Source organism: Kosakonia arachidis (assembly GCF_900116535.1).
GTDB lineage: Bacteria > Pseudomonadota > Gammaproteobacteria > Enterobacterales > Enterobacteriaceae > Kosakonia > Kosakonia arachidis.
Genome location: NZ_FPAU01000003.1, coordinates 258446 through 284386 on the forward strand (window position 1 = coordinate 258446; position 25941 = coordinate 284386).

Consider the following 25941-nt stretch of genomic DNA (forward strand, 5'->3'; position numbering starts at 1 on the left):
TTTAGCGTGAATAATAAAAAGGAAGTGAGCAATGCGTAAAAACCTGTTAGCAATCCTGGCTGTGTCATCATTGTTTGTCGGTTCGACGGTGTTTGCCGCCGATCTCGGTGAGGATATGGATACTCTCGCCCAAAATCTCAAAGTGGTGCAGAAAACCAGTGACGCCACAGAAATGAAAGATGCGTTAACCAAAATGCGTACCGCTGCGCTGGATGCGCAGAAAGCCACACCGCCGAAGCTGGAAGGCAAAGCGCCGGATAGCCCCGAGATGAAAGATTTTCGTCACGGCTTTGATATTCTGGTCGGGCAAATCGACGGCGCGCTGAAACTGGCAAATGAAGGCAAAGTGAAAGAAGCGCAGGATGCTGCGAAAGGGCTTGCTGATACGCGCAATACGTACCATAAGAAATACCGTTAATTCGGTATCTGATTACATGAAGCGGGGCAATTGCCCCGTTTTTTACTTCAGCTTCTTGACCAGAATTTTCGGTGCCCGCTTTTTATTGTTTGCTTGCCGCTGCGGTTTCATTTTTTAATACGTGTTACGTCAGGGGATTAAAATCACCTGTCGTTAACTCTCTCTTTCATCCGCTGGTCGCCGCTTTCACTACTCATCTTCTGCGTGAGCTGAAGGCGGATCAGCAATAAGAATATCTTATTGCGCTCGTGCTTTTCCCTTCGGCTTCCGCGTTTTTTTCTGCTTCGGCAAGGGCGTTTTTCCGCTTCTTTTGCGTAAATCTGTGACTCTTTCGCAGTGATATATCTCTTCCCTGATGATTTATGTGGCGCAGATCACTAACGCCTTTCCCCTTTCCACTTTGAAGTGGAAAACTCCTCGCTACAAACTTGTAACCCGCAACGTTAGTTTTATCCCAACGAGATAAATGGGGTACGACGAGTGAATAACGGAGCGGTAATGAACGATGCCCAAGAGCGGGCAGAGCAAACGGCAACCCTTGCCGGGCGCATGTTGACGCAGGTCTATGCGCTGCTGAGCAATCACGGTATTACGCCGAATGCGGTGCAGCAGCAGATGCTGACCTCCCATGTTCGCGCGATGGCGCACCGGTCTGTGACCGGCGAACCGCTGCCGGAAGTGGATGCCAGCCTGTTTGATGAAATCTCGCCTGAATCAATGAACCTGGCCCGTGAAGTGGTGGCGGCGTTTGGCAATCTTCCGGAAGAAGAAGCCTGGCTGCTGTCGGTGCACTTCGAAGTGGCAAAAGAGAACCTATAAGGAGCCCAAAATGGAACAAATTACCGTAGTGATTGGCGATCGTCTTGGCAAAGGCCAGAAAGTCGCCGCAGGCGTTGAAAAAGCGGGCGGCCGTGCCGTGGTGGTACCGGGCGTAGCGGCAGATATGAAATTGGGTGATGTGATGAAAGCGGAAAACGCCACTTTCGGCATTTCGTTTTGCGGCAGCGGCGGCGCGGGTGCCATCACCGCACAGAACAAGCACGGCTATAAAGCCAAATATGGCATGCGCTCTGTGGAAGAAGGCGTTACCGCCATCAATGAAGGCTGCAATGTTTTTGGCTTCGGCTTTATGGACAAAGAAGAGTTAGGCGAGCGTATGGTGCTGGCCTGGCAGAAAAAATACGGCGCATAACCATGAAAGAACAGTTCACCACCACGGTCAGGGTTAAGGGAAAAGGCGAGGCGAAAGCGCGCGCTTTCGCGGATGCACTGAACCAGGTTCAGGCTGCGGTGATGAAAGCGTCGCAGCATATTTTACTGCGTATCGAGCCACAGGATGTGCAGGTTGTTCATGCGCAGGAAACGACACGGAAAGAGGCGTTTTTGTTCCTCTTTCTGCGCCGTGTAAGACGTACGTACAGCGTGGAGCTGGACGTGACCGTCAACGTGACCGCCATCAATCTCGATAAAGTGGACTTCGTCACGAAATAACTCAACGCGTACCCGGTGAATCACCTCCGCTGGGTAGAAGAGGGCAGACTGATGTTCTTAATCATACTAATAAAATCGCTCATCATCGGCGGCCTGGTTGGCTTCGGTGTTGGCGCGGGGGCTGCACGCATGTTTCATGCGCCGACCACACAAGGGATGGGCGCATTTCGTACACTTGGGGAACTAAACTCCTGCGAAGGCGATCCAGCATCGCATTTCTCATTCGGCTTAGGCTTCTTCTTTAACGCCTGGGCCTCGTCCGTTGCGGCAGGTTCTTTCACTCAGGATGTAGACCATCGCATCATTCCGAACTGGGGGGCGGCGGCGTTAATGGTGAAAAACCGTAACGTCGGCGAAACCCTGCACGATCCGAAAAAGATGGCGATCGTCTGTGGCCTGATTGGCATGGTGGTCGTCACCTTCCTTAACCTTACGGCTTCATCCGTTCCGGCGGCCTTGCAGGTCACTGCCGTTAAAGTGTTGGTTCCGGCGGCTAACTTGCTGGTGAACACCGTAATGCCGGTGATCTTCTGGCTGGCAGCCATCGACGCAGGCAAAAAATCGGGTTTCTGGGCGACCGTCTTCGGTGGCGCGGCGCAGCTGATTATGGGCAACGCCGTACCCGGCCTGGTTCTGGGTATTCTGATCGGTAAAGGTGTGGAAGAGAGTGGCTGGAACCGCGTCACCAAAGTGATGATGACGGCCATTGTCGCGCTGTTTGTGCTGAGCGCGTTCTTCCGTGGCTTCGATCTGAAAATGATCGAATCTTTCCACCTGAGCGCGCCGAACTGGCTGGCGCTTATCCACAACTCGCTCAGCGGCAAATAAGGAAGCGAAATGGAACAGAATAAAGGGTTTTGGTACGCCGACTGGTCGTTCCCGATCTTTGTTGGCCTGCTCTCTTCCGGCGTGTTCGCCGGGACACATATGTACTACCTGTATGGCATCGGTGCGTTCAACGAAGTGGCATTTGTCTCGATGTTGCGTTCCGGTATGGACACCGGCGTATACGGCGCAGTCGCCGCGTTTGGCGCCAGCTTCCTGTTCGCCCGCATTATTGAAGGTTCGTTGGTCGGTATTCTTGATATCGGCGGTGCGATCCAGACCGGTGTTGGCCTCGGTGTGCCAGCGCTGTTACTGGGGGCCGGGATCCTCTTCCCGGTGGAAAACTTTGTCGCCTCGCTGGCAACCGGCCTGGTACTTGGCCTGGCCATTGGTTACCTGATCATACTGGCGCGTAAGTTCACCATCAACCAGAGCGATTCCACCTACGGCGCAGATGTGATGATGGGCGCGGGTAACGCCTCCGGCCGCTTCCTCGGGCCGCTGATTATCCTCAGCGCCATGACCGCTTCCATTCCTATTGGTATTGGTTCGCTGGTCGGCGCGCTGCTGTTCTACCTTTGGCAGAAACCGATTACCGGCGGCGCGATCCTCGGCGCCATGCTGCTGGGCTCCATCTTCCCGGTCGCCCTCTGAACCCTGCGGGCGCTGAGGCGCCCGTTATTACTGGAGATTCGCATGTTTGATTTACTCCTGCGCCGGGCGCGTCTGGTTGACGATACGCTGACAGATATCGCTATCAAGGCAGGGAAAATCGCCGCGTTGGGTGAGATAAACGGCCCGGCGGTTAAAACGATCGATCTGCGCGGCGAACACTATGTTAGCGCCGGGTGGATTGATTCCCACGTGCACTGCTACCCGAACTCGCCGATTTACCACGATGAACCCGACAGCGTCGGCATCAATACTGGCGTGACGACGGTGATTGACGCGGGCAGTACCGGCGCTGATGATGTCGATGATTTTTATGCCATTACCCGCGAGGCGGCGACCGACGTGTATGCGCTGCTGAACGTCTCCCGCGTCGGGCTGATTGCTCAGAACGAGCTGGCCAACATGGCGAATATCGACGCGAATGCGGTACATGATGCGATAAAACGCCATCCGAATTTTATCGTCGGCCTGAAAGCGCGCATGAGCAGCAGCGTGGTCGGTGAAAATGGCATCACGCCGCTGGAACGCGCAAAGGCGATTCAGAAAGCCAACGGCGATTTGCCGTTGATGGTGCACATTGGTAATAATCCGCCAAACCTCGATGAAATTGCTGAGCTGCTGACTTCCGGCGACATCATTACCCACTGCTATAACGGTAAACCCAACCGCATTCTCGCGCCTGGCGGCGAGTTACGTGCTTCCGTGGCGCGCGCCATTGCGCGTGGCGTGCGTCTTGATGTCGGGCATGGCAGCGCCAGCTTTAGCTTTGCCGTGGCCAAACAGGCTATCAGCCTCGGCATTCTGCCGCAGACCATCAGTTCTGATATCTACTGCCGCAACCGGATCGACGGCCCGGTGCGATCGTTGGCAAACGTGATGTCCAAATTCCTCGCCATTGGCCTGTCGCTGCAGCAGGTGATTGCCTGCGTGACCGACCACGCCGCCGCTGGCCTGCGTCTGAAGCATAAAGGGCGTCTTGCCGTTGGCCTCGACGCCGATCTGACCATTTTTGACCTGCGTCGCCAGTCTGTACTGTTCACCGATGTGGAAAACGACAGCCTGCAGGCCGAACAGTTACTCACGCCGCTGGCCGCCATTCGCGCGGGCAAAGGCTATCTGACCGAACAAGGGAGTGCAGAACATGCCTTCGATTTATGAAAAGTACAATTTAAAACAGGTGATTAACGCCTCCGGTCGAATGACCGCGCTGGGCGTTTCTACTCCGCGCCCGGAAGTGGTGGAAGCCGTGCTTGGTGGCATGAACCACTATTTCGAAATGAAAGACCTGGTGAACAAAACCGGCGAATACATTGCGAATCTGCTGGATGTTGAAGCGGCGACCGTTGTCTCCTGTGCCTCTGCGGGGATTGCACAATCCGTTGCTGCGGTGCTGGTGCGCGACAGCGACTGGCTGCTGGAGAATCTGCATAGCACGGCGATTGAGAGCAACGAAATCGTGCTGCCGCGCGGTCACAACGTTAACTTCGGCGCACCGGTCGGCACGATGGTGGCGCTCGGCGGCGGGAAAGTGGTGGAAGCGGGCTATGCCAACGAATGTTCCGCCGATCAGCTGGCAGCGGCAATTTCGCCGCGTACGGCCGCTATCCTCTACATCAAATCACACCACTGTGTACAAAAAAGCATGCTCAGCGTGGAGCAGGCGGTGGTGGTAGCGCGCAAGCATAACCTGCCGCTGATTGTCGATGCCGCGGCGGAAGAGGATTTGCAATGCTACTACCGCGCCGGGGCCGATTTGGTGATTTACAGCGGCGCGAAGGCCATCGAAGGGCCAACCAGCGGGTTAGTGATCGGCAAAACCCAGTACGTCGAGTGGGTGAAACGCCAGACGGCAGGTATTGGTCGCGCCATGAAAGTGGGCAAAGAGGGCATTCTTGGCCTGACTTGCGCCATCGAACATTATCTGAGTGCCCGCAAAGAGAGCGGCGCGGAAATGGTTGCCAAAATGACGCCATTTATCGATCAGCTCAACACGCTGCAAGGCGTGAGCGCACGCGTGGTATGGGATAGCGCAGGGCGCGACATTGCCCGTAGCGAAATCAAGTTTGATGAAGTGGTAACTGGCATCGCCACTGGCGAACTGGTCAGCGCGCTGAAACAGGGTGAATACGCCATCTATTTCCGTGGCTACAAAGCCAATGAAGGCATTATCGAAGCCGATGTGCGCAGCGTAAGCGCTGAGCAACTGGCGATTGTTTATCGCCGCATCGCTGAAGAATTGAAGGAGCAACACGTATGAAACTGACCCCGAACTTTTACCGCGATCGCGTCTGCCTGAACGTGCTGGCGGGAAGCAAAGAGAATGCCAGCGCTATCTATGAAGCGGCTGAAGGCCATGTTCTGGTCGGCGTGCTATCCAAAAATTATCCGGATGTGGCGTCGGCGGTGGCGGATATGCGTGACTACGCGGCGCGTATCGATAACGCGCTCTCTGTCGGCCTCGGTGCGGGCGATCCGAACCAGTCGGCGATGGTCAGCGCCATCTCCCGCGACGTGCAGCCGCAGCACGTTAACCAGGTGTTTACCGGTGTGGCAACCAGCCGCGCGCTGCTTGGGCAGAATGAAACGGTGGTTAACGGTCTGGTCTCGCCGACCGGCACACCGGGGTTGGTGAAAATCTCCACCGGGCCGCTCAGCAGCCAGGCGGCCGACGGTATTGTGCCGGTGGAAACTGCTATTGCACTGCTGAAAGATATGGGCGGTAGCTCGATTAAATATTTCCCGATGGGCGGGCTGAAGTGCCGTGATGAGTTCCAGTCGGTTGCCGATGCCTGTGCGCGACATAACTTCTGGCTGGAGCCGACGGGGGGTATCGATCTGGAGAACTACAGCGAAATCCTGCGCATCGCGCTGGAGGCGGGTGTCAGCAAAATTATCCCGCATATCTACAGTTCGATTATCGATAAAGCCAGTGGTGATACCCGCCCGGCCGATGTACGCCAGTTACTGGCTATGACCAAAGCGTTAGTGAAGTAAATGTCCGGCCCTCCCACAATCTGTGGGAGGGAAACGCACACGATAGATAAAGGAGCCACCATGTACATTGCCCGTCATCTTCTTGCTGCTTCACTCTCCCTGCTGGCGACCAGCGTCATTGCCCAGACCCAGTACGCCTGGCTGGGGACCTACAATCCCAACGGCGAAGGCGTTTACCGCTTTACCGTTGACCCGCAATCTGGCGCGCTGAGCAACAAAACGCTGGTCAGCACCTTGCCGAATGCGGCGCAGCTTACCGTTTCGCAGGATGGCAAAACGTTATATGTCGCCAGCGAAGTAGAAAAGGGCGTGGTGCAGGCGCTGCGTATTGACGATAAGGGCGCATTGCAGGAACTGAACCAGGTGTCATCCGGGGGTGCCGGGCCGGTTTATCTGTCGCTGACGCCGAATGGGCGCAATCTACTGGTGGCGAATTATGTCAGTGGCTCGATTGCCGTACTGCCGGTAAAAGCCGACGGTAGCCTCGGCGAGGCGGTGGACAACCACCAGGATCAGGGCGAACCTGGCGCAGCCAAACCCGCAGCAGCCGTGGAAGGAAGCTTTGCCATCAGCGATCATAATGGCCCGCATGCACATATGATTGCCGCCGATCCGCAGGGGAAATTTGTCTTCTCGACCGATCTGGGACTGGATCGTATTTACCAGTACCGCCTGGAGGCGCAAAGTGGCAAGTTAACGCCTAACGAGCCACCTTTTATCAACGCGTCTTCAAAAGGTGCCGGACCGCGTCACTTTGTCTTTTCGCCAAAAGGCGATGGGCTGTGGTTGATCAATGAAGAGGCCTCAACATTGACGTATTACTCGCTGGACAGCAAAACCGGAACGCTGAAAGAGGGTAAAACCACTTCGGCGCTGCCAGCAGCGTACAAAGGCACCAGCTTTGCCGCCGGTCTGGTACTCAGTCGGGATGGTAAACAACTGTATGTGGCTAACCGTCTGCATAACAGCGTGGCGCACTTTAGCGTGCAGCCGGATGGCACGCTGGCGCATCAGGATGATGTCTGGACGCGCGGCGACTATCCGCGATCGCTGACGCTGGATAAACAGGGGCGCTGGCTGTACGTCATGAATCAACGCAGCGACAATATCACCCGTTTTCGCGTTGCGAAGGACGGTAAGCTAAGTTTTGTGCCGGATTACACGCCGGTGGGTAGCCCATCTCAGATGGTCATTTCCTCTTACTAAGCCAGGAGACTGATGTGCGATTCCCGAACCAACGTTTAGCGCAGTTGTTTATGATGTTGCAAAACGAGACACTGCCGCAGGATGAACTGGCACAAAGGCTGTCGGTCTCCACGCGTACCGTTCGGGCCGATATCACCGCTTTAAATGCGCTGCTGGAGCACCACGGCGCACAGTTTATTTTGACGCGCGGTAGCGGTTATCAACTGAAGATTGATGACGCTACGCGTTACCAGACACTACAGGCTGCCCGCCCGCGCGCGCTGCGTATTCCCCGCAGCGGGCCGGAGCGCGTGCATTATCTGGTGGTGCGGTTTCTGACCTCGGCCTTTTCCCTGAAGCTGGAAGATCTGGCGGATGAGTGGTTTGTCAGCCGCGCCACGTTGCAAAACGACATGACTGAAGTGCGCGAGTGGTTTTCCCGTTATCGTCTGACTCTGGAAACTCGTCCGCGCCACGGCATGAAGCTGTTTGGTAGCGAGATGGCGTTGCGCGCCTGTCTGACGGATCTGCTATTTGAGCTGGCGCAGCAAAACGCGCACAACCCGCTGATCACCGAAGAGGCGCTCAACCCTGGTGTGCCGGAAGCGCTGGCCGCCATTCTGCATGACTGCTTTAGCCGCTATCACATTCGCCTGACGGATGAGGGCGATCTGTTTATCCGCCTCTACTGTGCAGTAGCGGTGCGGCGTATCAGCGAAGGGTATCCGCTATCGGAATTTACCGCCGAAGATGGTGATGAGAACATCCGTGACGCTGCGCGCGCCATCTCTGCTGCACTACAGCAACTTGCGGGAAAACCACTGGCGGCATCGGAAGAACACTGGCTGAGAGTACATATTGCCGGGCGACGTGTGCAGGAGATTGCGCCGAGCGCCATCAGTGCCGACGATGATGAAACGCTGGTGAACTACATTCTCGGCTATATCAACACGCACTATAACTACAACCTGCAGAATGACGCGCAGCTGCATGCAGATTTACTGACGCATATTAAAACCATGATCACCCGCGTGCGTTACCAGATCATGATCCCTAATCCGTTGCTGGATAACATTAAACAGCATTACCCGATGGCCTGGGATATGACGCTGGCGGCGGTGTCTAGTTGGGGTAAATACACGCCGTATGTCATCAGCGAAAACGAAATTGGCTTCCTCGTGCTGCATATTGGTGTAGGGCTTGAGCGCCACTACAACATTGGTTACCAGCGCCAGCCGCGCGTGCTGCTGGTATGCGATGCCGGGAATGCGATGGTGCGGATGATTGAAGCGGTACTGGCGCGTAAGTATCCGCAAATTGTTATCTCCCGCACCGTGACACTGCGCGATTATGAGCAGTGCGACGGCATTGCGGAAGATTTTGTTATTTCCACTGCGCGGATCAGCGAGAAAGACAAACCGATCGTCACCATCGCACCTTTCCCCAGTGATTACCAACTGGAGCAGATTGGCAAACTGGTGCTGGTGGACAGGACGCGTCCATGGATGCTGGAAAAGTATTTTGATGCTGCGCATTTCCGCATTATTGACGGCGCGATGGATCAACAGACGCTGTTTAAAACGCTTTGCGATCAACTTCAGGATGAAGGCTTTGTCGGCGCAGAGTTTTTTGATTCTGTGGTGGAGCGTGAAGCGATTGTCAGCACCATGCTCGGCGAAGGCATCGCATTGCCGCATGCACTGGGGTTGCTGGCGAAAAAAACCGTTGTCTACACCGTGCTCGCGCCAAAAGGCATCCAGTGGGGCGAGGAGGTCGCACATGTCATCTTCCTGCTGGCGATCAGTAAAAGCGAGTATGAAGAGGCGATGGCGATCTACGATATTTTTGTCACCTTCCTGCGCGATCGCGCAGCATCAAGGCTTTGCGATTGCGTCAATTTCGACGCCTTCCGAAGCGTGGCGATGGAGTGCGTCAGCCGGTTTTGAAATAACCGGGTAGTGGCTACCCGGTGATTCAGGAGGTTACCCGTCAGTGGAACGTGTCACACTCTCCCAGACATTGATTTCTGCCGTCAGCGTCGCCAGTTTCTCCCGTACCAGCGTGAGCGCATCGCTACCTAACAGCAGGTGGGCGGGTGGCGTATCGCTTTGCATCATGTTCAGGATCGCGCGGGCAGCTTTTGCGGTATCGCCCGGTTGCTTGCCACTTTTCTCCTCACGCGCTTTGCGGATAGGGTCGAAAAGCGCATCGTAATCGGCAATGGTGCGGGGCGTGCGGATCATTGAACGGCCCGCCCATTCGGTACGAAACGAACCGGGCGCGACGGCAGTAACAAAAATGCCAAACGGCTGAACCTCTTTACCCAGCGCTTCGGAAATTCCCTCCAACGCAAACTTACTGCCGCAGTAGTAAGTAATGCCTGGCATGGTAATAAAACCCCCCATTGAGGTGATGTTGATAATGTGCCCGCGACGCCGTTGGCGCATGCCCGGAAGCACTGCCTTCATCATGGCGACGGCGCCGAACACGTTAACCTCAAACTGGTGGCGCAGGGCGTCCAGCGATGACTCCTCCATCACCCCTTCATGACCGTAACCCGCGTTATTCACCAGCACATCAATTGGCCCCACGCTGGTTTGCGCTTCGGCAATGACCTTGTCGATCGCGGAGAAATCCGTGATATCCAGGATATGCCCATAAGCGCGGCCAGAGGAGAGCGCCTCAAACGCTTGTTTTGCCTCCGTATTTCGCACTGTACCGATCACGCGATAGCCTTCGGCCAGCGCTTCTTGCGCCAGCGAACGGCCAAAACCACTACTGACTCCAGTAATAAAAACAATTTTTTCTGCGGACATTGTCGTACTCCCATGAAAAATGGAAGGTGCATAATATTGTCTTTACTGGATGTTTTTTAGGCCATATATTGCATTTTTATTGCCTAAAATTCTGAGTGACTGTGTGACGATGCATTTCCCCGATCAGCCGCAAATGGTGGCGCTGCTGAAAAAACTGGCTCCGCAGGAGGGCTACAATCTGACGGCGCTCGCGGATATCCGTATTCTGCGATCCGATCGCCCGCTCGCCAGGACGCCCGTTCTTTACGACCCCGGCATTGTTATTGTCTGCCAGGGCAGTAAACGCGGCTATTTCGGCGATCAACTCTACCTTTATGACGAACAGCATTATCTGGCCGTTTCGGTTCCGGTGCCTTTTGTGATGGAAACTGAAGCTTCTGCCGAACACCCATTGCTGGCTATCTACATGCATCTCGATTTTCAGGTCGCGGCGGAATTGCTGCTCCACATTGAGCAGCAGGGGGCCATGCATGCAGCGGCAGCGCCGCAAAGTATGATGTCCAGCCCGATGGACGGCGGGATGCGGAAATCGGTGTTGCGGTTGCTGGAGGCGCTAAGCTCCCCGCTGGAGGCGGCGGTCCTCGGGCCAGCGCTGGTGCGCGAGCTCTATTTCCGCGTATTAACCGGGGCGCAGGGGCATGCCATGCGCTCCGCGCTGGCGTTACAGGGGCAATTCGGCAGGATCTGTAAGGTGCTACGATATATTCATGCTGCGTATCATCAACCACTGAGTTTGAGGCAACTGGCAGATGAAGCGGGGATGAGCGTGCCGACATTCCATAGCCATTTCAAAACGATGACGCAAATGCCGCCGATGCAGTATGTCAAATCAGTGCGGCTACACCAGGCGCGAATGTTGATGGTTCGCCAGGAGATAACCGCTGCCGCAGCCAGCTATGCGGTGGGGTATGAAAGCCCGTCACAATTTAATCGCGAGTTCAAACGGTTGTTTGGCCTGCCGCCTGCGCAAGAAGTGCAGAGAATGCAGTTGAGTTTCGCCGTACCGCCGCCGCATCCGGCTTCTGACTTTATCTCTTCGCACTGAGTTTTTGCGAGCCGCTTTCCAGAACTGCATGACTTTCCAGATTGCTATAAGATCACACGCAGATCGTCTGGCTACCGGCTGATTGATCAGGTTCGCGATAACGTTGTGACGGTGTTTGTTATCGCTGTGGGAAAGCGAGAAAAGGCGACCACTTACCGGCAAGCCCGTAAGCGGTCGTAGCGGTGTTCACCGCAAATGATGCACAACCTGGTTGCTGCTGCCGCGCCAGATCAACATCGGATCTTTCAGATCCTGAACGAATTTGCCATCAACCAGCACGTTGATCAGGGCCACCACCTCAAGTTGGGCGGTATTCAGTTCATCCATTTTGTAACCGGTCCACGCCCAGATATCTTTGCCGGGGCATTCGGCGCGGATGCGGGTGACCAGCTTTAAAATGTCCGGCACGTTCTGTGGATGAAGCGGATCGCCGCCGGAGAGCGTAATGCCCTGGCGTTTAATGCGCGTATCGTTAAGATCGGCGATGATACGATCTTCCATCTCAGAGGTAAATGGCACGCCAGAATTGAGCCGCCAGGTGCTTTTGTTGTAGCAGCCGGGGCATTCATGTTCACAGCCGGAGACGAACAGGGTGCAGCGGGTGCCGGGGCCGTTGACAATGTCTACAGGGTAGTATTGGTGGTAATTCATTTTCGCTTCCCATCCGCTTATCAATTGACGCCATAACGGCGTTGGCTGCTGACGTGCGCCCGGGTCACTTACTTATGTAAGCTCCCCGGGACACTCGCCATTGCCGCCTTGTTCTGACGTCAATTGCGTTGCGGATATAGAGCAGATGATTTACAGGCCGGATAAGTCGCCATCCATCATCTGCGATCAACGTCTTAACCGAGTTGTCCGTTACCGAGGTGTTTCACGCGGCGTTTAACTTCTTCCTGTTTACCGGCGTTAAACGGGCGGGCATCCGGGCTGCCGAGGTAACCGCAAACCCGGCGCGTGACCGAAACGCGCGCGGCGTCGTGGTTACCGCATTTCGGGCAGGTGAAACCTTTACTGGTACACTCGAACTCGCCGGTAAAACCGCACTCGTAACACTCATCAATCGGCGTATTGGTACCGTAGTACGGCACATGCTGATAGCTGTAATCCCAGACATCTTCCAGCGCTCGCAGGTTGTGCTGTATGTTCGGATATTCGCCGTAGCAGATAAAACCGCCGCTGGCTAAAGGCGGATACGGCGCTTCAAAATCGATCTTGTCGTACGGGTTAACCTTTTTCTCTACGTCGAGGTGGAAACTGTTGGTGTAGTAACCTTTGTCAGTCACCCCATCCACCACGCCAAACTCAGCGGTATCAAGGCGGCAGAAACGGTCGCACAGGTTCTCGCTAGGCGTACTATAGAGGCTGAAACCGTAACCGGTCTCTTCTTTCCACTGATCAACGGCCTGGCGCAGGCGTTCGACAATGGCCACCCCTTTCGCCCGCAGCGCTTCGCTGTCGTAAATATGTTTATTGCCGGAGAGCGCGTTGATGGTTTCGTGAATGCCGATATAGCCCAACGAAATTGATGCGCGGCCATTTTTGAAAATAGAGGAAATATCGTCGTCCGCTTTCAGACGTACGCCACAGGCACCTTCCATATAAAGGATCGGCGCTACGCGCGCTTTCACACCTTCCAGACGAGCGATACGGGTCATCAGCGCTTTACGCGCCAGTTCCAGACGGCTGTCGAGCAGTTTCCAGAACGCCGCTTCGTTACCTTTCGCTTCCAGTGCAATGCGCGGCAGGTTCAGACTGATAACGCCCAGGTTGTTACGCCCGTCGTGGATCTGCTCGCCGTTCTCTTCATAGACGCCGAGGAAGCTGCGGCAGCCCATGGGTGTTTTGAACGAGCCGGTGACCTTAACAACTTGATCGTAGTTCAGAATATCCGGATACATACGCTTGCTTGCGCACTCCAGCGCCAGCTGCTTGATATCATAATTCGGATCATCAAACTTATGATTCAGTCCATCACGGATGGCGAACACCAGTTTCGGGAACACGGCTGTTTTGCGGTTTTTACCCAGGCCGGCAATACGGTTACGCAGAATAGATTGCTGAATCAGGCGGGATTCCCAACTGGTACCAAGGCCGAAACCAAAGGTGACAAATGGCGTCTGACCATTGGCAGTGTGCAGCGTGTTCACTTCATATTCCAGCGACTGGAATGCGTCGTAACACTCTTTCTCGGTGCGGCTGTGGGCATAGCCGTCGGCGTCCGGAATCTGCCACTCTGCCGCAACCTTGCGATGCTTTTCGAAGCTGGCGGTGACAAACGGTGCGAGCACTTCATCGATACGGTTAATGGTGGTGCCGCCGTAGATATGGCTGGCTACCTGGGCGATGATCTGCGCGGTGACGGCGGTCGCGGTCGAGATTGATTTCGGCGGTTCGATCTCCGCATTACCCATTTTAAAACCGTGCGTCAGCATACCTTTCAGATCGATCAGCATACAGTTGAACATCGGGAAGAACGGCGAGTAATCCAGATCGTGATAATGGATTTCACCGCGTTCGTGGGCCAGCACAACATCGCGTGGCAGCAAGTGCTGACGTGCATAGTGTTTGGCAACAATCCCCGCCAGCAAATCGCGCTGCGTCGGGATCACTTTACTGTCTTTGTTGGCGTTCTCGTTCAGCAGCGCTGAATTGGTCTGCTCGACAAGCCCGCGAATATCCTGGTTCAGGCGGCCACGTTTTTCACGCGCGATATCGCGATCATGGCGATATTCGATATAGGCACGCGCCAGCTGTTTGTACGGCCCGGACATCAACTGGTTTTCAACGGCCGTCTGGATCTCGCTGATGTCAACCTGCGACCGATCCTGCATTTGACGACTGATTACGTCTGCGACGGTGGCGCAATAATCTGCGTCATCGACTCCCGCTGCTTTAGCTGCACGCAAAATTGCTTCTTGAATGCGCTCTGATTTGAAAGGCACTTTACAGCCATCTCGTTTCATCACATGCGGTGTCATGATTACTCCATTTTAAAAAACATGTTATCCACAATGGAAGACGCACTGATGGCTTAGCTATTCATTACTAAAACCAATCAGTTTGTCTCGTTTTGGCCCGCGTTATCCACAGCGTGTATAGCTTCCCGTGGGGACGGCTTGTTTGAATAGTAGACGGGGAATACAATATGTTGGGCCGGGGAGCATTCTAATTTCTATATATAGTGATTTGCATCAAACATGTTTGCGTTTTTATTGACTCAGGACAAAGTAAAAATTTGATAGCACAGAGGACGGGCAGCGTGGCGCAATGTAAATTTTAGCGTTCTCCCTCTGACTAAAAATGCAGCAAAAACAGCAGACTTATGCCTGCTGTCGCGTTTGCGTTTACCAGGAGAAATCTAAGACTGTCGCCACCACACGGCTTCGAACGGCCGAAGCACCATGTCGCCAGGTTTTGTGGAGATTTCGGCATAATTGCTGATCACAACCTGCCAGTCTCCGGGCATTTCTTCCGGATGCCAGGGCTGAAATGTGTTGCTCAGATTCGCAATAACCAGCAGCGTTTCACCCTGCCACTGGCGGCGGTAACACCACAGATACGGATGTGTGGGCAGCAGATCCTGATAATCGCCCCAGGTGAGCAGCGGCAGTGTTTTACGCAGACGGATGAGCTTCTGGTAGGTATAAAACACCGAGTCCGGATCGCTGATGGCCTTCTCAACGTTGATTTCACGGTAGTTGTCGCACAGGCCAATCCACGGTTCGCCAGTGGTGAAGCCAGCATTTTTACGGGCGCACCACTGCATCGGTGTACGGCTGTTGTCGCGGGATTTACTGGCCAGAATCGCCAGCAGTTCTTCCGGCTCGCGTCCAGCAGCACGCTGCTCGGCGAACATATTGTGGCTTTCTACATCGCGGTAATCGGTAATGCGGGAAAAGTGCGGGTTGGTCATGCCAATCTCTTCGCCCTGATAAATATAGGGCGTGCCCTGCATACCGTGCAAAATCATCGCCAGCATTTTGGCGGCTGGAACACGCAGTATACCTTCATCGCCAAAGCGTGATGCAATGCGTGGTTGATCATGGTTACACCAGAACAGCGCATTCCATGCGACGTTATGCATCCCCTGCTGCCAGTGGCGGAACAGCGCTTTCAGCGCCGCATAATCCGGCCGGGCGAGGACCCATTTTTCGCCGTTGGGGTAGTCCACCTTCAGGTGGTGAAAATTAAACGTCATCGACAGTTCACTGCCGTCCAGCGCGCCATAGCACTTACAGTTCGCCAGCGAGGTAGAGGACATTTCGCCCACCGTCATCAGTTTGCGCGGCTGGAAAACCTCGCGGCTCATCTCCTGCAGAAACTCATGCACTCGTGGGCCATCGGTATAAAAGCGTCGCCCATCTCCATCGTGATCGTCGGGAAAATCCTGTTCTTTGGCGATCAAGTTGATGACATCGAGACGTAAACCGTCAACGCCGCGATCCGCCCAGAAAGTGCAGACCTCTTTTAGCGCGTTGCGGACCGACGGATTTTCCCAGTTGAGATCGGCCTGCTCTGGCGCAAAAAGGTGCAAATAGTACTGGCCGCTCTGGTTGTGCCAGTGCCATGCGCTGCCGCCGAATTTGGAACGCCAGTTGTTCGGTGGTACGTCTGCTTCGCCGTCGCGCCAGATATAGAAACTGCGGTAAGGGCTGGCGGGATCCTGCGCCTCCTGAAACCAGGCGTGTTGCGTTGAGGTGTGATTGAACACCATATCCAGAATCAAGCGGATTCCATGTTGGTGTGCCTGTGCTACCAGTTCGTCAAAGTCTTCCAGCGTACCGTAAGCGGGATCAATAGCGGTGTAATTCGCTACGTCGTAACCGTTATCAATCTGTGGGGAAAGGTAGAACGGTGTTAGCCAGATGGCATCGACACCCAGGGTTTTTAAATAGTTGAGGCGGGTGATAACGCCGCGTAAATCACCGGTACCGCTGCCGGTCGAGTCCTGAAAACTTTTTGGGTAAATCTGATAAATGACGCCGTTTTGCCACCAGTGGGGAAGGGTGTTCATAACAATTCCTGCGAAAACAGAGGGGCGCAAACGCGCCCCAAACATTACACAATCTGCAAAGTGCCTTGACGGAACTTGCGCTGGTAAACAAAGGAAGTGAGGGCGACAGGGATCACCACGGCGATAGCCATCGCAAGGGTATAGACCTGCCAGTAGGTGGGTTGAATGGAGAGAATACCGGGCAACCCGCCGACGCCGATACCATTCGCCATTACGCCGTTCAGACCGCACAGCAACCCGGCGAAGCCGGAGCCAACCATGGCGCACAGCATCGGGAAGCGGTATTTCAGGTTAATGCCGTACATCGCGGGTTCGGTTACGCCTAAAAAGGCGGAGATGGCGGCAGGCACGGAGACCTCGCGTTCATTTTGTTTACGGCTGGCGATGATGATACCGACCACTGCCGACCCTTGAGCGATATTGGAGAGCGCAATCAGCGGCCATACCGGCGTGCCACCCATGCTCTGGATCATCTGCATATCGATCGCCAGCGTGGTTTGGTGTACGCCAGTGATAACCAGCGGCGCATAGAGAAAACCAAACAGCGCAGCGCCAATCGGGGCAAAGCTGCCGGTCATCAGATGACGAACCATATAGGCCACGCCATCGCCAATCATGCGGCCGAACGGGCCAATAAAGGCGTGGGCGAGGAATACTGCCAGTATTAACGAGCAGACTGGTACAACAACCAGATAGAGGTAATCCGGCACCAGGCGTTTCAAACGCGTTTCAATCACGCCCAGCATCAGACCCGCCAGCAGCGCCGGGATAACCTGTGCCTGATAACCGACTTTAGCGATGCTAAACAGGCCGAAATTCCATACTTCCGGCGTTTGCGAACCCAATAGGTAGGCATTCATCAACTGCGGTGACACCAGTGTGATGCCGAGTACGATCCCGAGGATCGGCGTTCCACCCATTTTGCGCACTGCTGACCAGCAGATGCCAACCGGCAAATAGAAGAAGATCGCCTCACCAATCAGCCAAAGGAAGTCGTAGACTGTTTTCAGCGACGGAAACATTTGCGCCAGCGTCTGGCCATTGCTCATTGGCACATCGCCGATCACGTTACGAAAACCGAGAACCAGGCCTCCGCTGATCAGCGCAGGGAGCAGCGGGAAAAATATCTCCGCAAAATGAGAGATCAGGCGCTCGTGCCATTTCATATTTTGCCGCGCCGCCAGCCTGGACTGCTCTTTATCTGCATGTGCCAGACCAGTGGCTTCGCGCAGCGCCTGATAGTAGTCGCCAACGTTGGTGCCGATCACCACCTGAAACTGCCCGGCATTGGTGAAACAGCCTTTAACCATCGGCAACTGCTCAATCTCCTGGGGGTTAGCCGCTGCCGGATTGTTCAACACGAAGCGTAACCGCGTAATACAGTGGCTGACAGTAGCGATGTTTTCGCGCCCGCCCACCAGTGCGATCAACTTCTCAATATCTGATTGATTTACTTTGCCCATCAAGGTGCCTCTCGAAGGAGAAATGATGCGTAATGACCGGAGCAAAGCGTAACCAGGAGTAAAAAAATAAAAAATGGGAACGTTCCCGAAATCAGGCGAGGATCACAATAAACCGTACGGCACAATCAGGCGAGTTTGGCGGGGATCACAATTTTTCGTAAATCAGCACGACCATTAACCTGTTCGATTAACTGGGCCGCGGCCTGGCGGCCTGCCTGAGCATAGCCTGGATCGACGGTAACAATTTCCGGATGCAGGAACTTCATCAACGGCGTATTACCCACACTGGCAAGTTGCACGTTTTCGATGCGTTGTTGCTGTAAGTATTTGCTGGCACCCAGCGCCAGAGTATCGGTAGCGCACAGTAGTGCGGTGGTTTGCGGTGTCAGCACTTCTGCAACATGATCGTAACCCTGCGTCATAGCAAGGCCCGGCAGTACGGAGAGCGATTCAAGCTGGTATTGCTGGCAGCAGGCCAGATAAGCATCGTGGCGGCGTTTGCCAGTAGTGACATCGCTGTGCGGCACGCCGATAAAGCTGATATGGCGATGGCCCTGAGCGTAGAGTTTTTCCATCAATAGCTGAATGGCACCTTCATCGTCGTAACAAACCGAAGAAAAACCATTCGCGTCACGCGCCAGCAGCACCAACGATGACTGCCAGGAGGCCAGCAGATCTTCGGTAATGCCGGTAAAACCAAACAGCACGACGCCGTCGATATTGCGGTGGCTCAGCATCTGCAAATGCTCGCCGACCAGTTCCGGCGAAAACTGGCTCTCCATCATGATCGGGTCGTAACCCTGTTCGTAGAAGGCGGGGAGCATGGTCTGTACCGCCAGATTTTCCGACAGGGAATCAAGACGTGAGACGATAATCGCCACTACCTTGTCGCTTTGTCCGCGCATGGCGCGTGCGGAACGGGAAGGGGAGAAACCGTGTTGATTGACGATGGCCTCCACTTTTTCGCGTGTTCGCTGGCTCACGCCGCTTTCATTATTCAGTACGCGGGAAACGGTGGATTTCCCCACCCCGCTTAAACGCGCAATATCTTTGATTGTCAGCCGGTTTTGCATGCGTCCAGTCCTGTTCCTTAATTAAGGCGGATTGCAGAATAGAGGAGTTTCGTTCAGGTTCCAACTGCACAGCAATGAGCAAAGTCTGGTTTATGCACTTTGTACGGCTAAATATCGTTGCGTATACGTTTGGTTTAATTCAGTGGAGCTATGATACTGCCACGTCATTTTACGAATGCAATTCTTACCCTTACCGGAGGCCTGATGGATCCCGATCCCACACCTCTCCCGCGATGGAGAACTGTTTCCCGGTAAGCCTGCTTTTGCTGCCTTACCGGATGCGTAAGGCAGCGACGTTCTTGTCCCTGCCCAAACAGAAACGCCGTTGGCGCGCGTTGCCACGTCACTTGCGAAAAATTTACACCCATTATTCATGCTGTATCGAGGCGGCAAGGTATTCGATTCCTCGCTTAGTGCCTGGGGTTCACCGCCGCGATCGAAGCTGAAAGATGATGTGCAGAAGGCACCCGTGTGAGGCGGGGGCAAGGATATGACTATGCTGAAAAACTTTACCCGGCAGCTTTTCGCTCGCCTGAACCGTCATTTACCGCGTCGCCTGGTACAGCGCGATCCGCTGCCCGGCGTACAGACCGTCGGCCACGACGATATTCCCGCGTCGATGGGCGAACGCTGCCTGTCGATTGCGGCGATGGAACCAACACTGCTATGGCAAACTTTTGCCAGCCACCCGGAAGGGCTTACCGCGCAAGAAGTGGCGCAGGCGCGCGAAACGCACGGTGAAAACCTGATCCCGGCGCAGAAGCCGTCACCGTGGTGGGTACATCTGTGGAGCTGCTATCGCAACCCGTTTAATCTGCTGCTCACCTGCCTTGGGATAATCTCCTATGCTTCGGAAGATCTGTTCGCTTCTGGCGTGATTGCGCTGATGGTGGCGATTTCCACCCTGCTCAACTTCCTGCAAGAAGCGCGTTCCACCAAAGCGGCGGATGCGCTGAAAGCGATGGTCAGCAACACCGCGACGGTGCTGCGGGTAGTGAATGAAAAGGGTGAGAATAGCTGGTGCGAGATCCCTATCGATCAACTGGTGCCGGGCGATATCGTCAAGCTGGCGGCGGGCGACATGATCCCGGCGGATCTGCGCGTCTTGCAGGCGCGGGATCTGTTCGTTGCCCAGGCGTCGCTGACCGGTGAATCCCTGCCGGTAGAAAAAGTGGCAACCAGCCGCCAGACGGAGCAGAAAAACCCGCTTGAGTGCGACACGCTGTGTTTTATGGGCACCAATGTGGTGAGCGGAACCGCGCAGTCAATGGTGATTGGCACGGGCGGCAACACCTGGTTTGGGCAACTGGCCGGGCGCGTCAGCGAACAAGAAAGCGAACCGAACGCCTTTCAGAAAGGGATCAGCCGCGTCAGCATGCTGCTGATCCGCTTTATGCTGGTGATGACGCCGATCGTCTTGTTGATCAACGGCTTTACCAAAGGTGACTGGTGGGAAGCGGCGCTGTTTGCCCTCTCGGTTGCCGTTGGCCTGACGCCGGAAATGTTGCCGATGATTGTGACCTCAACGCTGGCGCGCGGCGCAGTGAAACTGTCGAAACAGAAAGTGATCGTTAAACATCTGGATGCGATCCAGAACTTTGGCGCGATGGACATTCTGTGTACCGATAAAACCGGTACGCTGACGCAGGATAAGATCGTGCTGGAAACGCACACCGATATCAGCGGCAAAGTCAGCGAATGGGTGCTACATAGCGCATGGCTGAACAGCCACTATCAGACCGGGTTGAAAAACCTGCTGGACACCGCTGTACTGGAAGGCGTCGATGCGGAAGTGGCGCAGACGCTCTCTTCGGGCTGGCGCAAAGTGGATGAGATTCCGTTTGATTTTGAACGCCGCCGGATGTCGGTGGTGGTTGCCCAACAAGCGGATGTGCATCAACTGATCTGCAAAGGCGCGCTGACAGAAATTCTCAGTGTGTGCTCGCAGGTACGTTTTAATGGCGAGATTTTCCCGCTGGATGACACCATGCTGCGGCGCATTGAACGCGTCACCAGCACCCTGAACCGCCAGGGGCTGCGCGTGGTGGCGGTAGCGACCAAATACCTGCCTGCGCGCACGGGAGATTATCAGCGTGCGGATGAGTCGGATTTGATCCTCGAAGGCTACATTGCGTTCCTCGATCCGCCGAAAGAAACCACCGCTCCGGCGCTGAAAGCGCTAAAAGCCAGCGGCATCACCGTTAAGATCCTTACCGGTGACAGCGAACTCGTGGCTGCCAAAGTGTGCCATGAAGTTGGGCTGGAAGTGGGCGACGCGCTGACCGGCAACGAAATCGAACATTTGAGCGATGATGAACTGGCGCAGATGGCGAAACATATCACGCTGTTTGCCCGCCTTACGCCGCTGCACAAAGAGCGCATTGTTCGCTTACTGAAACGCGAAGGGCATGTGGTCGGCTTTATGGGCGACGGTATTAACGATGCCCCGGCGCTGCGCGCGGCGGATATCGGTATTTCCGTGGATAGCGCGGTCGATATCGCCCGCGAAGCCGCCGATATCATCCTGCTGGAAAAGAGTCTGATGGTGCTGGAAGAAGGGGTTATTGAAGGCCGTCGGACGTTCTCCAACATGCTGAAATACATTAAAATGACGGCCAGTTCTAACTTCGGTAACGTCTTCAGCGTGCTGGTGGCGAGCGCCTTCCTGCCGTTTCTGCCGATGCTGCCATTGCACTTACTGATTCAGAACCTGCTGTACGATGTGTCGCAGGTGGCGATCCCGTTTGATAATGTTGACGACGAGCAAATTGCTAAACCGCAGCGTTGGAACCCGGCAGATCTCGGGCGTTTTATGATCTTCTTCGGGCCGATCAGTTCAATCTTCGACATTGTGACCTTCTGCGTGATGTGGTGGGTGTTCAAAGCTAATGTGCCGGAAGCGCAAACCCTGTTCCAGTCTGGCTGGTTTGTGGTTGGCTTACTGTCGCAAACGTTGATTGTGCACATGATCCGTACCCGTCGCGTGCCGTTTATCCAGAGCCGCGCCGCATGGCCGCTGATTGCCATGACGCTGATGGTGATTTGCGTCGGTATTGCGCTGCCATTCTCGCCGCTGGCGAGCTACCTGCAATTGCAGGCACTGCCGCTGAGCTACTTCCCGTGGCTGGTGGCGATTCTGGCTGGTTACATGACGCTGACCCAGTGTGTGAAAGGCTTTTACAGCCGTCGCTATGGCTGGCAGTAATCCGTTAATTGCCCGGTGGCGCTATGTTTACTGGGCCTGTGTTACTGCTGTGTGCGGCGGGGAAGGTTGATTTGCTGTATTTCATGCCGGGTGACGGCGGGCTTAGCTGAGATGCGGAATGTTACAGGCAAGATGGGGAGCTTCGCTTATCCTGCCTGTAAACTGACTGGCCGGGTACGTTTACGCGGCCATCCGGTATGCGGATTAGCGACGTACGGCGATCGCTTCAATCTCGATTTTCACATCTTTCGGCAGACGAGCCACTTCCACGCAGGAACGCGCCGGGAAGGTGGCGTTATGCTCGGCGAAAAAGGCTTCGTAAGTGGCGTTAACGGTGGCGAAATCGTTAAGATCTTTCACGAACACGGTAGTTTTCACAATGTCGCCCACTTTCAGGCCAGCGGCCTCGACGATTGCTTTCACGTTGTCGAGAGACTGGCGCGCCTGCGCGGCGACATCTTCCGGCACGCTGCCGGTTTTCGGATCAACCGGGATTTGGCCGGATGTGAGGATCATATTGCCGAGATCAACCGCCTGCACATAAGGGCCGATGGCAGCTGGCGCATTTTCCGTCGCGATAACTTTAGTCATGATGTTTCCTGAATATCAGCGGTAAGAAGGTGGCGGTCATTATACACGTTATCGCACAGACCGCCTCTTTACTGGCTGGGCGTTAATTGGCCAGCACGACGTGATGTGAGAACTCTTTCTCGCAGTATTTGCACTTCAACGCGATATCCTGCTCGCGTTGTTTTACCGCAAAGCTGGAAGCGACCGGCTCGGCATGGCTGATGCAGTTGCTGTTCGGGCACACCAGGACGCCATTGATGCGTTCTGGCAGGCTCGGGCGTGATTTGCCCACCACTTCATACTCATCAATCCGGTTGACGGTGGCCTGCGGCGCATACAGCGCCAACTGGTTGACCTGCTCATCGGTGAGAAATGTGTTCTCGATTTTGATCAAATCCTTGCGACCCATTTCGCCGGACGGCAGGTTAAGGCCAATAGTAATGCGCTGGTCGGTTTCCGTCAGTTTGAACAGCGTCAACAGCTTGAACCCGACGCGGGCAGGGATGTGGTCAATCACGGTGCCGCGTTTAATGGCTTCGACCTGAAGTTTATTATCGTGTGTCATTGTCGTTTCCCCCTTACAGAGCCAAATCGCGATTGAGAACTAACGCCAGCAGAGCCTGGCGGGCGAAAATGCCGTTGCCGGCCTGCTGGAAATACCAGGCGTGCGGTGTTTTATCAACGTCGGTGGTGATTTCGTCAACGCGCGGCAGCGGATGCAGTACCTTCATATTGCTGCGTGCGCCGATCAGATCGCTGGCGCGCAAAACAAACTGCGCTTTGACGTTGGCGTATTCCGACGGGTCCAGACGTTCTTTCTGTACGCGGGTCATATACAGGACATCGACTTCCGCCATCACCTCTTCAATACTGGCGTGCACGCTCCAGGCCATGCCTTTCTCGTCGAGCATATCCAGAATGTACTGCGGCATTGCCAGTGCATCCGGGGCGATAAAGTAGAAGCGGTTGCCGCTGAATTTTGCCAGCGCCTGCGCCAGTGAATGCACGGTACGGCCATACTTCAGGTCGCCGACCATAGCGATATGCAGGTTTTCAAGGCGCCCCTGCGTCTCCTGAATGGTGAAGAGATCAAGCAGCGTTTGCGTCGGATGTTGGTTGGCGCCGTCACCAGCGTTCAGCACCGGAATACCGCCGGAAAATTCGGTCGCCAGACGCGCCGCGCCCTCCTGTGGGTGGCGCATCACAATGGCATCCACATAGGTACTGATAACCGAAATGGTGTCTGCCAGCGTTTCGCCTTTCTTACCCAGCGATGTGTTGCTGCTGTCAGAAAAGCCGACCACGCTCGCGCCGAGACGGTGCATGGAGGTTTCAAATGACAGACGCGTACGGGTGGAGGCTTCAAAGAAGCAACTGGCGATCACTTTATGCTTGAGCAGCTCTGGCTGGGGGTTGGCCTTCAGTCGTGCAGCGGTGTTAAGCACCAGTTCCAGTTCTTCGCGGCTGAGATCGTTTATGGAAATGATATGTTTCTGATATAGCGGATTAGCCATGGTTATCTCCTGACGACTGCGCAAAAAAAAGCCCCTCAATAGAGGGGCTGTGGAATAGGGTTCGCAACGGGAAAGAAAAATGGCAGGTCAGCGCCTTTTTTCAGACGCGGTAAGACAGTTTGTCGTACACACTGGACCATACTTCCTCCCGGCAAATTGTCCCGGATTATACGCAGCTACTTTTTTGGATCAAGCGATTGATGCACATTTTACGCAGTGCAAACGGTTCTCTTTGAATATTAATGCGTTCTAAGTAGATAATTAATTTGTTTGTGTGTTAGCGCCGTATGCATTACGACTCTGGGCGCAACCCAGACAACACTGCCCCTCCCTCGACGCCAGGGATTTCCGGCAATTGGTGATAATCCAGAATGCGTGCCACGGCGCGGCCCTAGCCGGCCACGGTGTGAATAAGGATAAATTCGCGATTATGTTCAACGCTGCTCACCATTTCGGAGACCGTGCGGGCGGCGTCCGGCACCGGGCGCAGCTGTGGATTCAGCGCATAAATTTTTAGTCCTTTGGCGTTGCGGATTTTTATCACGCCGAGCACTTTCAACAGGCGGGACACGGTGGACTGGCGGTGTTTGAACAGGCTATTGGCAATAAACTTAACGCCCTGTGGCGTGGTGAGTTCAGAAAAGCCCATTAACACCGCACCGCGACCGATCACTAATACATCACCACCTTCTAAGGTGGCATGGTCATAATTAATATTTTCGTCGCCAAAGTATTTAATAAATTCACCGTCAGCGAAGGCCGGATGCCAGCGATAAATCGCACGCAGATTGTATGTTTCGCGCTGGCAAGCCGGTTTGGCCATCGGGTTAGGTTGCTAATTTCACGGCTAATAATAGAAATCGTGTGAATTAATGGGGGGATTGTGCTCGCGTCGGATGGGATATTACAGAGCTGTTGTTCGAATGCCTGATTCGCGCCAGAGAATAGTTAATTAGCCTTATTATGAAAATGAATGGCTACGCATTAATGGTTGATATTATTCCCGCTGATTGGGTTCATGCACTATCACGGCATAAATTCCGCCCTTGGATTAACAAACTCGTAACATATTTTCCGCTAAACATGCATTGTCGCAAATCTCCCGTAAAAAGTGGTGGTATGGCAGTGTGAATTCTCGTATAAACATTTAAAAATGAAACAATGTTTTATGTAGAGGGTTACATCATGATCGTTGGTAATATTCACCATCTGCAATCCTGGTTGCCGCAGGAATTGCGCCAGGCTATTGAACACGTTAAACAGCATGTCACCGATGCGACGGCGATCGGCAAACACGATATCGACGGCAACCGCCTGTTTTATCTCATTTCTGAGGATTCAACTCAGCCGCTCGCCGAGCGTCGGGCGGAGTATCACGCGCGCTATCTGGATATTCAGATTGTCCTGAAAGGTCAGGAAGGGATGACCTTTAGCACGTTGCCTGCAGGCGTACCGGATACCGACTGGCTGGCTGATAAAGACATCGCGTTTTTGCCGGAAGGCGGCGAGGAAAAAACCGTGGTGCTAAGCGAAGGGGACTTTGTCGTCTTTTGGCCAGGCGAAGTACATAAACCACTGTGTGCGGTGAATGCGCCTGCGAAAGTGCGCAAAGCGGTGGTAAAGCTACTGGTTGCCTGATAATGCCCCCTCACC

Annotated in this window: 26 protein-coding genes and 3 pseudogenes; 17 read left to right on the plus strand and 12 right to left on the minus strand. The window is 54.6% G+C overall.

The genetic code is table 11. The features are described 5' to 3' along the window. Positions 1–31: 31 nt before the first annotated feature. The 11 genes from cybC to BM427_RS12830 all read left to right on the plus strand — a co-directional run bounded on the left by cybC (position 32) and on the right by BM427_RS12830 (position 9531). Positions 32–418 carry a cytochrome b562 gene (cybC, locus tag BM427_RS12780; RefSeq protein WP_090122076.1) on the plus strand — a complete coding sequence of 129 codons (387 nt, stop codon included), beginning with the start codon at positions 32–34 and terminating at the stop codon, positions 416–418. A gap of 480 nt (positions 419–898) precedes the next feature. Continuing rightward, positions 899–1237, plus strand: coding sequence for a glycine dehydrogenase (locus BM427_RS12785; protein WP_090122077.1), 339 nt, complete (start codon positions 899–901; stop codon positions 1235–1237). A 10-nt stretch (positions 1238–1247) separates the two neighbouring features. Next, complete coding sequence (locus BM427_RS12790; protein WP_090122079.1) at positions 1248–1610, plus strand: SFCGS family glycine-rich protein; 363 nt, start codon at positions 1248–1250, stop codon at positions 1608–1610. A gap of 2 nt (positions 1611–1612) precedes the next feature. After that, positions 1613–1909, plus strand: a complete 297-nt coding sequence (locus tag BM427_RS12795) for a DUF4312 family protein (protein ID WP_090122080.1) — start codon at positions 1613–1615, stop codon at positions 1907–1909. 51 nt (positions 1910–1960) lie between these two features. Further along, positions 1961–2737: a DUF4311 domain-containing protein gene (locus tag BM427_RS12800; protein WP_090122082.1), complete on the plus strand. Its 777-nt coding sequence runs from the start codon at positions 1961–1963 to the stop codon at positions 2735–2737. A 9-nt stretch (positions 2738–2746) separates the two neighbouring features. Then, positions 2747–3388: a DUF4310 family protein gene (locus tag BM427_RS12805; RefSeq protein WP_007372812.1), complete on the plus strand. Its 642-nt coding sequence runs from the start codon at positions 2747–2749 to the stop codon at positions 3386–3388. A gap of 42 nt (positions 3389–3430) precedes the next feature. Then, complete coding sequence (locus tag BM427_RS12810) at positions 3431–4564, plus strand: amidohydrolase/deacetylase family metallohydrolase (RefSeq protein ID WP_090122083.1); 1134 nt, start codon at positions 3431–3433, stop codon at positions 4562–4564. Further along, on the plus strand, positions 4548–5663 hold the full coding sequence (locus BM427_RS12815; protein WP_090122085.1) for a DgaE family pyridoxal phosphate-dependent ammonia lyase: 1116 nt from the start codon (positions 4548–4550) through the stop codon (positions 5661–5663). The genes BM427_RS12810 and BM427_RS12815 overlap by 17 nt, the downstream gene beginning before the upstream one ends. Further along, on the plus strand, positions 5660–6400 hold the full coding sequence (gene dagF, locus BM427_RS12820; protein WP_090122087.1) for a 2-dehydro-3-deoxy-phosphogluconate aldolase: 741 nt from the start codon (positions 5660–5662) through the stop codon (positions 6398–6400). Before BM427_RS12815 ends, dagF begins: the two co-directional genes overlap by 4 nt. Positions 6401–6460: 60 nt before the next feature. Then, positions 6461–7606 carry a lactonase family protein gene (locus BM427_RS12825; protein WP_090122089.1) on the plus strand — a complete coding sequence of 382 codons (1146 nt, stop codon included), beginning with the start codon at positions 6461–6463 and terminating at the stop codon, positions 7604–7606. 14 nt (positions 7607–7620) lie between these two features. Beyond that, positions 7621–9531 (plus strand): BglG family transcription antiterminator, encoded by a 1911-nt coding sequence (locus BM427_RS12830; protein ID WP_090122091.1) that lies wholly within the window; start codon positions 7621–7623, stop codon positions 9529–9531. 36 nt (positions 9532–9567) lie between these two features. Here BM427_RS12830 and BM427_RS12835 read toward each other — a convergent pair whose 3' ends face one another. Continuing rightward, positions 9568–10401, minus strand: a complete 834-nt coding sequence (locus BM427_RS12835) for an oxidoreductase (RefSeq protein ID WP_090122092.1) — start codon at positions 10399–10401, stop codon at positions 9568–9570. 109 nt (positions 10402–10510) lie between these two features. Between BM427_RS12835 and BM427_RS12840 the strand changes: the two genes are divergently transcribed. Continuing rightward, the gene (locus BM427_RS12840) at positions 10511–11446 is read left to right on the plus strand and encodes an AraC family transcriptional regulator (RefSeq protein WP_244316626.1); all 936 of its coding nucleotides are present in this window, start codon (positions 10511–10513) and stop codon (positions 11444–11446) included. A 24-nt stretch (positions 11447–11470) separates the two neighbouring features. Beyond that, positions 11471–11626 (plus strand): annotated as a pseudogene (locus BM427_RS26035) (type II toxin-antitoxin system RelE family toxin); the annotation flags it as partial. A 6-nt stretch (positions 11627–11632) separates the two neighbouring features. Here BM427_RS26035 and nrdG read toward each other — a convergent pair. The 5 genes from nrdG to treR all read right to left on the minus strand — a co-directional run bounded on the left by nrdG (position 11633) and on the right by treR (position 18999). Further along, the gene (nrdG, locus tag BM427_RS12850; protein ID WP_090122094.1) at positions 11633–12097 is read right to left on the minus strand and encodes an anaerobic ribonucleoside-triphosphate reductase-activating protein; all 465 of its coding nucleotides are present in this window, start codon (positions 12095–12097) and stop codon (positions 11633–11635) included. 194 nt (positions 12098–12291) lie between these two features. Continuing rightward, positions 12292–14427, minus strand: coding sequence for an anaerobic ribonucleoside-triphosphate reductase (gene nrdD / locus BM427_RS12855; RefSeq protein WP_090122096.1), 2136 nt, complete (start codon positions 14425–14427; stop codon positions 12292–12294). Between the two features lie 380 nt (positions 14428–14807). Continuing rightward, on the minus strand, positions 14808–16463 hold the full coding sequence (gene treC / locus BM427_RS12860; protein WP_090122099.1) for an alpha,alpha-phosphotrehalase: 1656 nt from the start codon (positions 16461–16463) through the stop codon (positions 14808–14810). 44 nt (positions 16464–16507) lie between these two features. Beyond that, entirely contained in the window at positions 16508–17926 is a 1419-nt protein-coding gene (gene treB, locus BM427_RS12865; RefSeq protein WP_090122101.1) for a PTS trehalose transporter subunit IIBC, read from the minus strand. A gap of 125 nt (positions 17927–18051) precedes the next feature. After that, a complete protein-coding gene (treR, locus tag BM427_RS12870) occupies positions 18052–18999 on the minus strand; it encodes a trehalose operon repressor TreR (RefSeq protein ID WP_090122102.1) in 948 nt (315 codons plus the stop codon). A gap of 204 nt (positions 19000–19203) precedes the next feature. Between treR and mgtL the strand changes: the two genes are divergently transcribed. Both mgtL and mgtA read left to right on the plus strand, forming a co-directional pair. Continuing rightward, entirely contained in the window at positions 19204–19254 is a 51-nt protein-coding gene (gene mgtL, locus BM427_RS26355; protein ID WP_227123200.1) for a mgtA regulatory leader peptide MgtL, read from the plus strand. A gap of 241 nt (positions 19255–19495) precedes the next feature. Then, positions 19496–22204, plus strand: a complete 2709-nt coding sequence (mgtA, locus tag BM427_RS12875; protein ID WP_090122105.1) for a magnesium-translocating P-type ATPase — start codon at positions 19496–19498, stop codon at positions 22202–22204. A 204-nt stretch (positions 22205–22408) separates the two neighbouring features. On the opposite strand, the gene ridA is transcribed toward mgtA, so the two are convergent. The 4 genes from ridA to BM427_RS12895 all read right to left on the minus strand — a co-directional run bounded on the left by ridA (position 22409) and on the right by BM427_RS12895 (position 24428). Further along, a complete protein-coding gene (gene ridA, locus BM427_RS12880; RefSeq protein WP_035887044.1) occupies positions 22409–22795 on the minus strand; it encodes a 2-iminobutanoate/2-iminopropanoate deaminase in 387 nt (128 codons plus the stop codon). An 82-nt stretch (positions 22796–22877) separates the two neighbouring features. Beyond that, complete coding sequence (gene pyrI / locus BM427_RS12885; RefSeq protein WP_090122107.1) at positions 22878–23339, minus strand: aspartate carbamoyltransferase regulatory subunit; 462 nt, start codon at positions 23337–23339, stop codon at positions 22878–22880. A gap of 13 nt (positions 23340–23352) precedes the next feature. Beyond that, on the minus strand, positions 23353–24288 hold the full coding sequence (pyrB, locus tag BM427_RS12890) for an aspartate carbamoyltransferase (RefSeq protein ID WP_090122109.1): 936 nt from the start codon (positions 24286–24288) through the stop codon (positions 23353–23355). Positions 24289–24323: 35 nt separating this feature from the next. Beyond that, positions 24324–24428, minus strand: a complete 105-nt coding sequence (locus BM427_RS12895) for a pyrBI operon leader peptide (RefSeq protein WP_175539138.1) — start codon at positions 24426–24428, stop codon at positions 24324–24326. On the opposite strand from BM427_RS12895, the gene BM427_RS12900 reads away from it, so the two are divergent. Continuing rightward, complete coding sequence (locus tag BM427_RS12900) at positions 24408–24524, plus strand: hypothetical protein (RefSeq protein ID WP_090122112.1); 117 nt, start codon at positions 24408–24410, stop codon at positions 24522–24524. The genes BM427_RS12895 and BM427_RS12900 overlap by 21 nt on opposite strands. A 3-nt stretch (positions 24525–24527) precedes the next feature. Here the strand turns inward: BM427_RS12900 and BM427_RS26040 are convergent. Beyond that, positions 24528–24868, minus strand: a pseudogene (locus tag BM427_RS26040) (arginine repressor); the annotation flags it as partial. Further along, positions 24863–25117: pseudogene (locus BM427_RS26045) on the minus strand (arginine deiminase family protein); the annotation flags it as partial. The pseudogenes BM427_RS26040 and BM427_RS26045, both read right to left, overlap by 6 nt. Before the next feature lie 356 nt (positions 25118–25473). Between BM427_RS26045 and BM427_RS12910 the strand changes: the two are divergent. After that, entirely contained in the window at positions 25474–25926 is a 453-nt protein-coding gene (locus BM427_RS12910) for a YhcH/YjgK/YiaL family protein (RefSeq protein WP_090122748.1), read from the plus strand. Positions 25927–25941: the final 15 nt, after the last annotated feature.

Bases quoted from the DNA above. Each gene is read 5' to 3' on its own strand.
- nrdD (WP_090122096.1), bottom strand. From the start codon at position 14,427: ATGACACCGCATGTGATGAAACGAGATGGCTGTAAAGTGCCTTTCAAA.
- BM427_RS12840 (WP_244316626.1), top strand. From the start codon at position 10,511: ATGCATTTCCCCGATCAGCCGCAAATGGTGGCGCTGCTGAAAAAACTG.
- nrdG (WP_090122094.1), bottom strand. From the start codon at position 12,097: ATGAATTACCACCAATACTACCCTGTAGACATTGTCAACGGCCCCGGC.
- BM427_RS12910 (WP_090122748.1), top strand. From the start codon at position 25,474: ATGATCGTTGGTAATATTCACCATCTGCAATCCTGGTTGCCGCAGGAA.
- pyrB (WP_090122109.1), bottom strand. From the start codon at position 24,288: ATGGCTAATCCGCTATATCAGAAACATATCATTTCCATAAACGATCTC.
- BM427_RS12825 (WP_090122089.1), top strand. From the start codon at position 6,461: ATGTACATTGCCCGTCATCTTCTTGCTGCTTCACTCTCCCTGCTGGCG.
- BM427_RS12795 (WP_090122080.1), top strand. From the start codon at position 1,613: ATGAAAGAACAGTTCACCACCACGGTCAGGGTTAAGGGAAAAGGCGAG.
- cybC (WP_090122076.1), top strand. From the start codon at position 32: ATGCGTAAAAACCTGTTAGCAATCCTGGCTGTGTCATCATTGTTTGTC.
- mgtA (WP_090122105.1), top strand. From the start codon at position 19,496: ATGCTGAAAAACTTTACCCGGCAGCTTTTCGCTCGCCTGAACCGTCAT.
- ridA (WP_035887044.1), bottom strand. From the start codon at position 22,795: ATGACTAAAGTTATCGCGACGGAAAATGCGCCAGCTGCCATCGGCCCT.
- BM427_RS12805 (WP_007372812.1), top strand. From the start codon at position 2,747: ATGGAACAGAATAAAGGGTTTTGGTACGCCGACTGGTCGTTCCCGATC.
- BM427_RS12815 (WP_090122085.1), top strand. From the start codon at position 4,548: ATGCCTTCGATTTATGAAAAGTACAATTTAAAACAGGTGATTAACGCC.
- treC (WP_090122099.1), bottom strand. From the start codon at position 16,463: ATGAACACCCTTCCCCACTGGTGGCAAAACGGCGTCATTTATCAGATT.
- treR (WP_090122102.1), bottom strand. From the start codon at position 18,999: ATGCAAAACCGGCTGACAATCAAAGATATTGCGCGTTTAAGCGGGGTG.
- BM427_RS12800 (WP_090122082.1), top strand. From the start codon at position 1,961: ATGTTCTTAATCATACTAATAAAATCGCTCATCATCGGCGGCCTGGTT.
- BM427_RS12810 (WP_090122083.1), top strand. From the start codon at position 3,431: ATGTTTGATTTACTCCTGCGCCGGGCGCGTCTGGTTGACGATACGCTG.
- BM427_RS12835 (WP_090122092.1), bottom strand. From the start codon at position 10,401: ATGTCCGCAGAAAAAATTGTTTTTATTACTGGAGTCAGTAGTGGTTTT.
- pyrI (WP_090122107.1), bottom strand. From the start codon at position 23,339: ATGACACACGATAATAAACTTCAGGTCGAAGCCATTAAACGCGGCACC.
- BM427_RS12790 (WP_090122079.1), top strand. From the start codon at position 1,248: ATGGAACAAATTACCGTAGTGATTGGCGATCGTCTTGGCAAAGGCCAG.
- dagF (WP_090122087.1), top strand. From the start codon at position 5,660: ATGAAACTGACCCCGAACTTTTACCGCGATCGCGTCTGCCTGAACGTG.
- BM427_RS12895 (WP_175539138.1), bottom strand. From the start codon at position 24,428: ATGGTCCAGTGTGTACGACAAACTGTCTTACCGCGTCTGAAAAAAGGC.
- treB (WP_090122101.1), bottom strand. From the start codon at position 17,926: ATGGGCAAAGTAAATCAATCAGATATTGAGAAGTTGATCGCACTGGTG.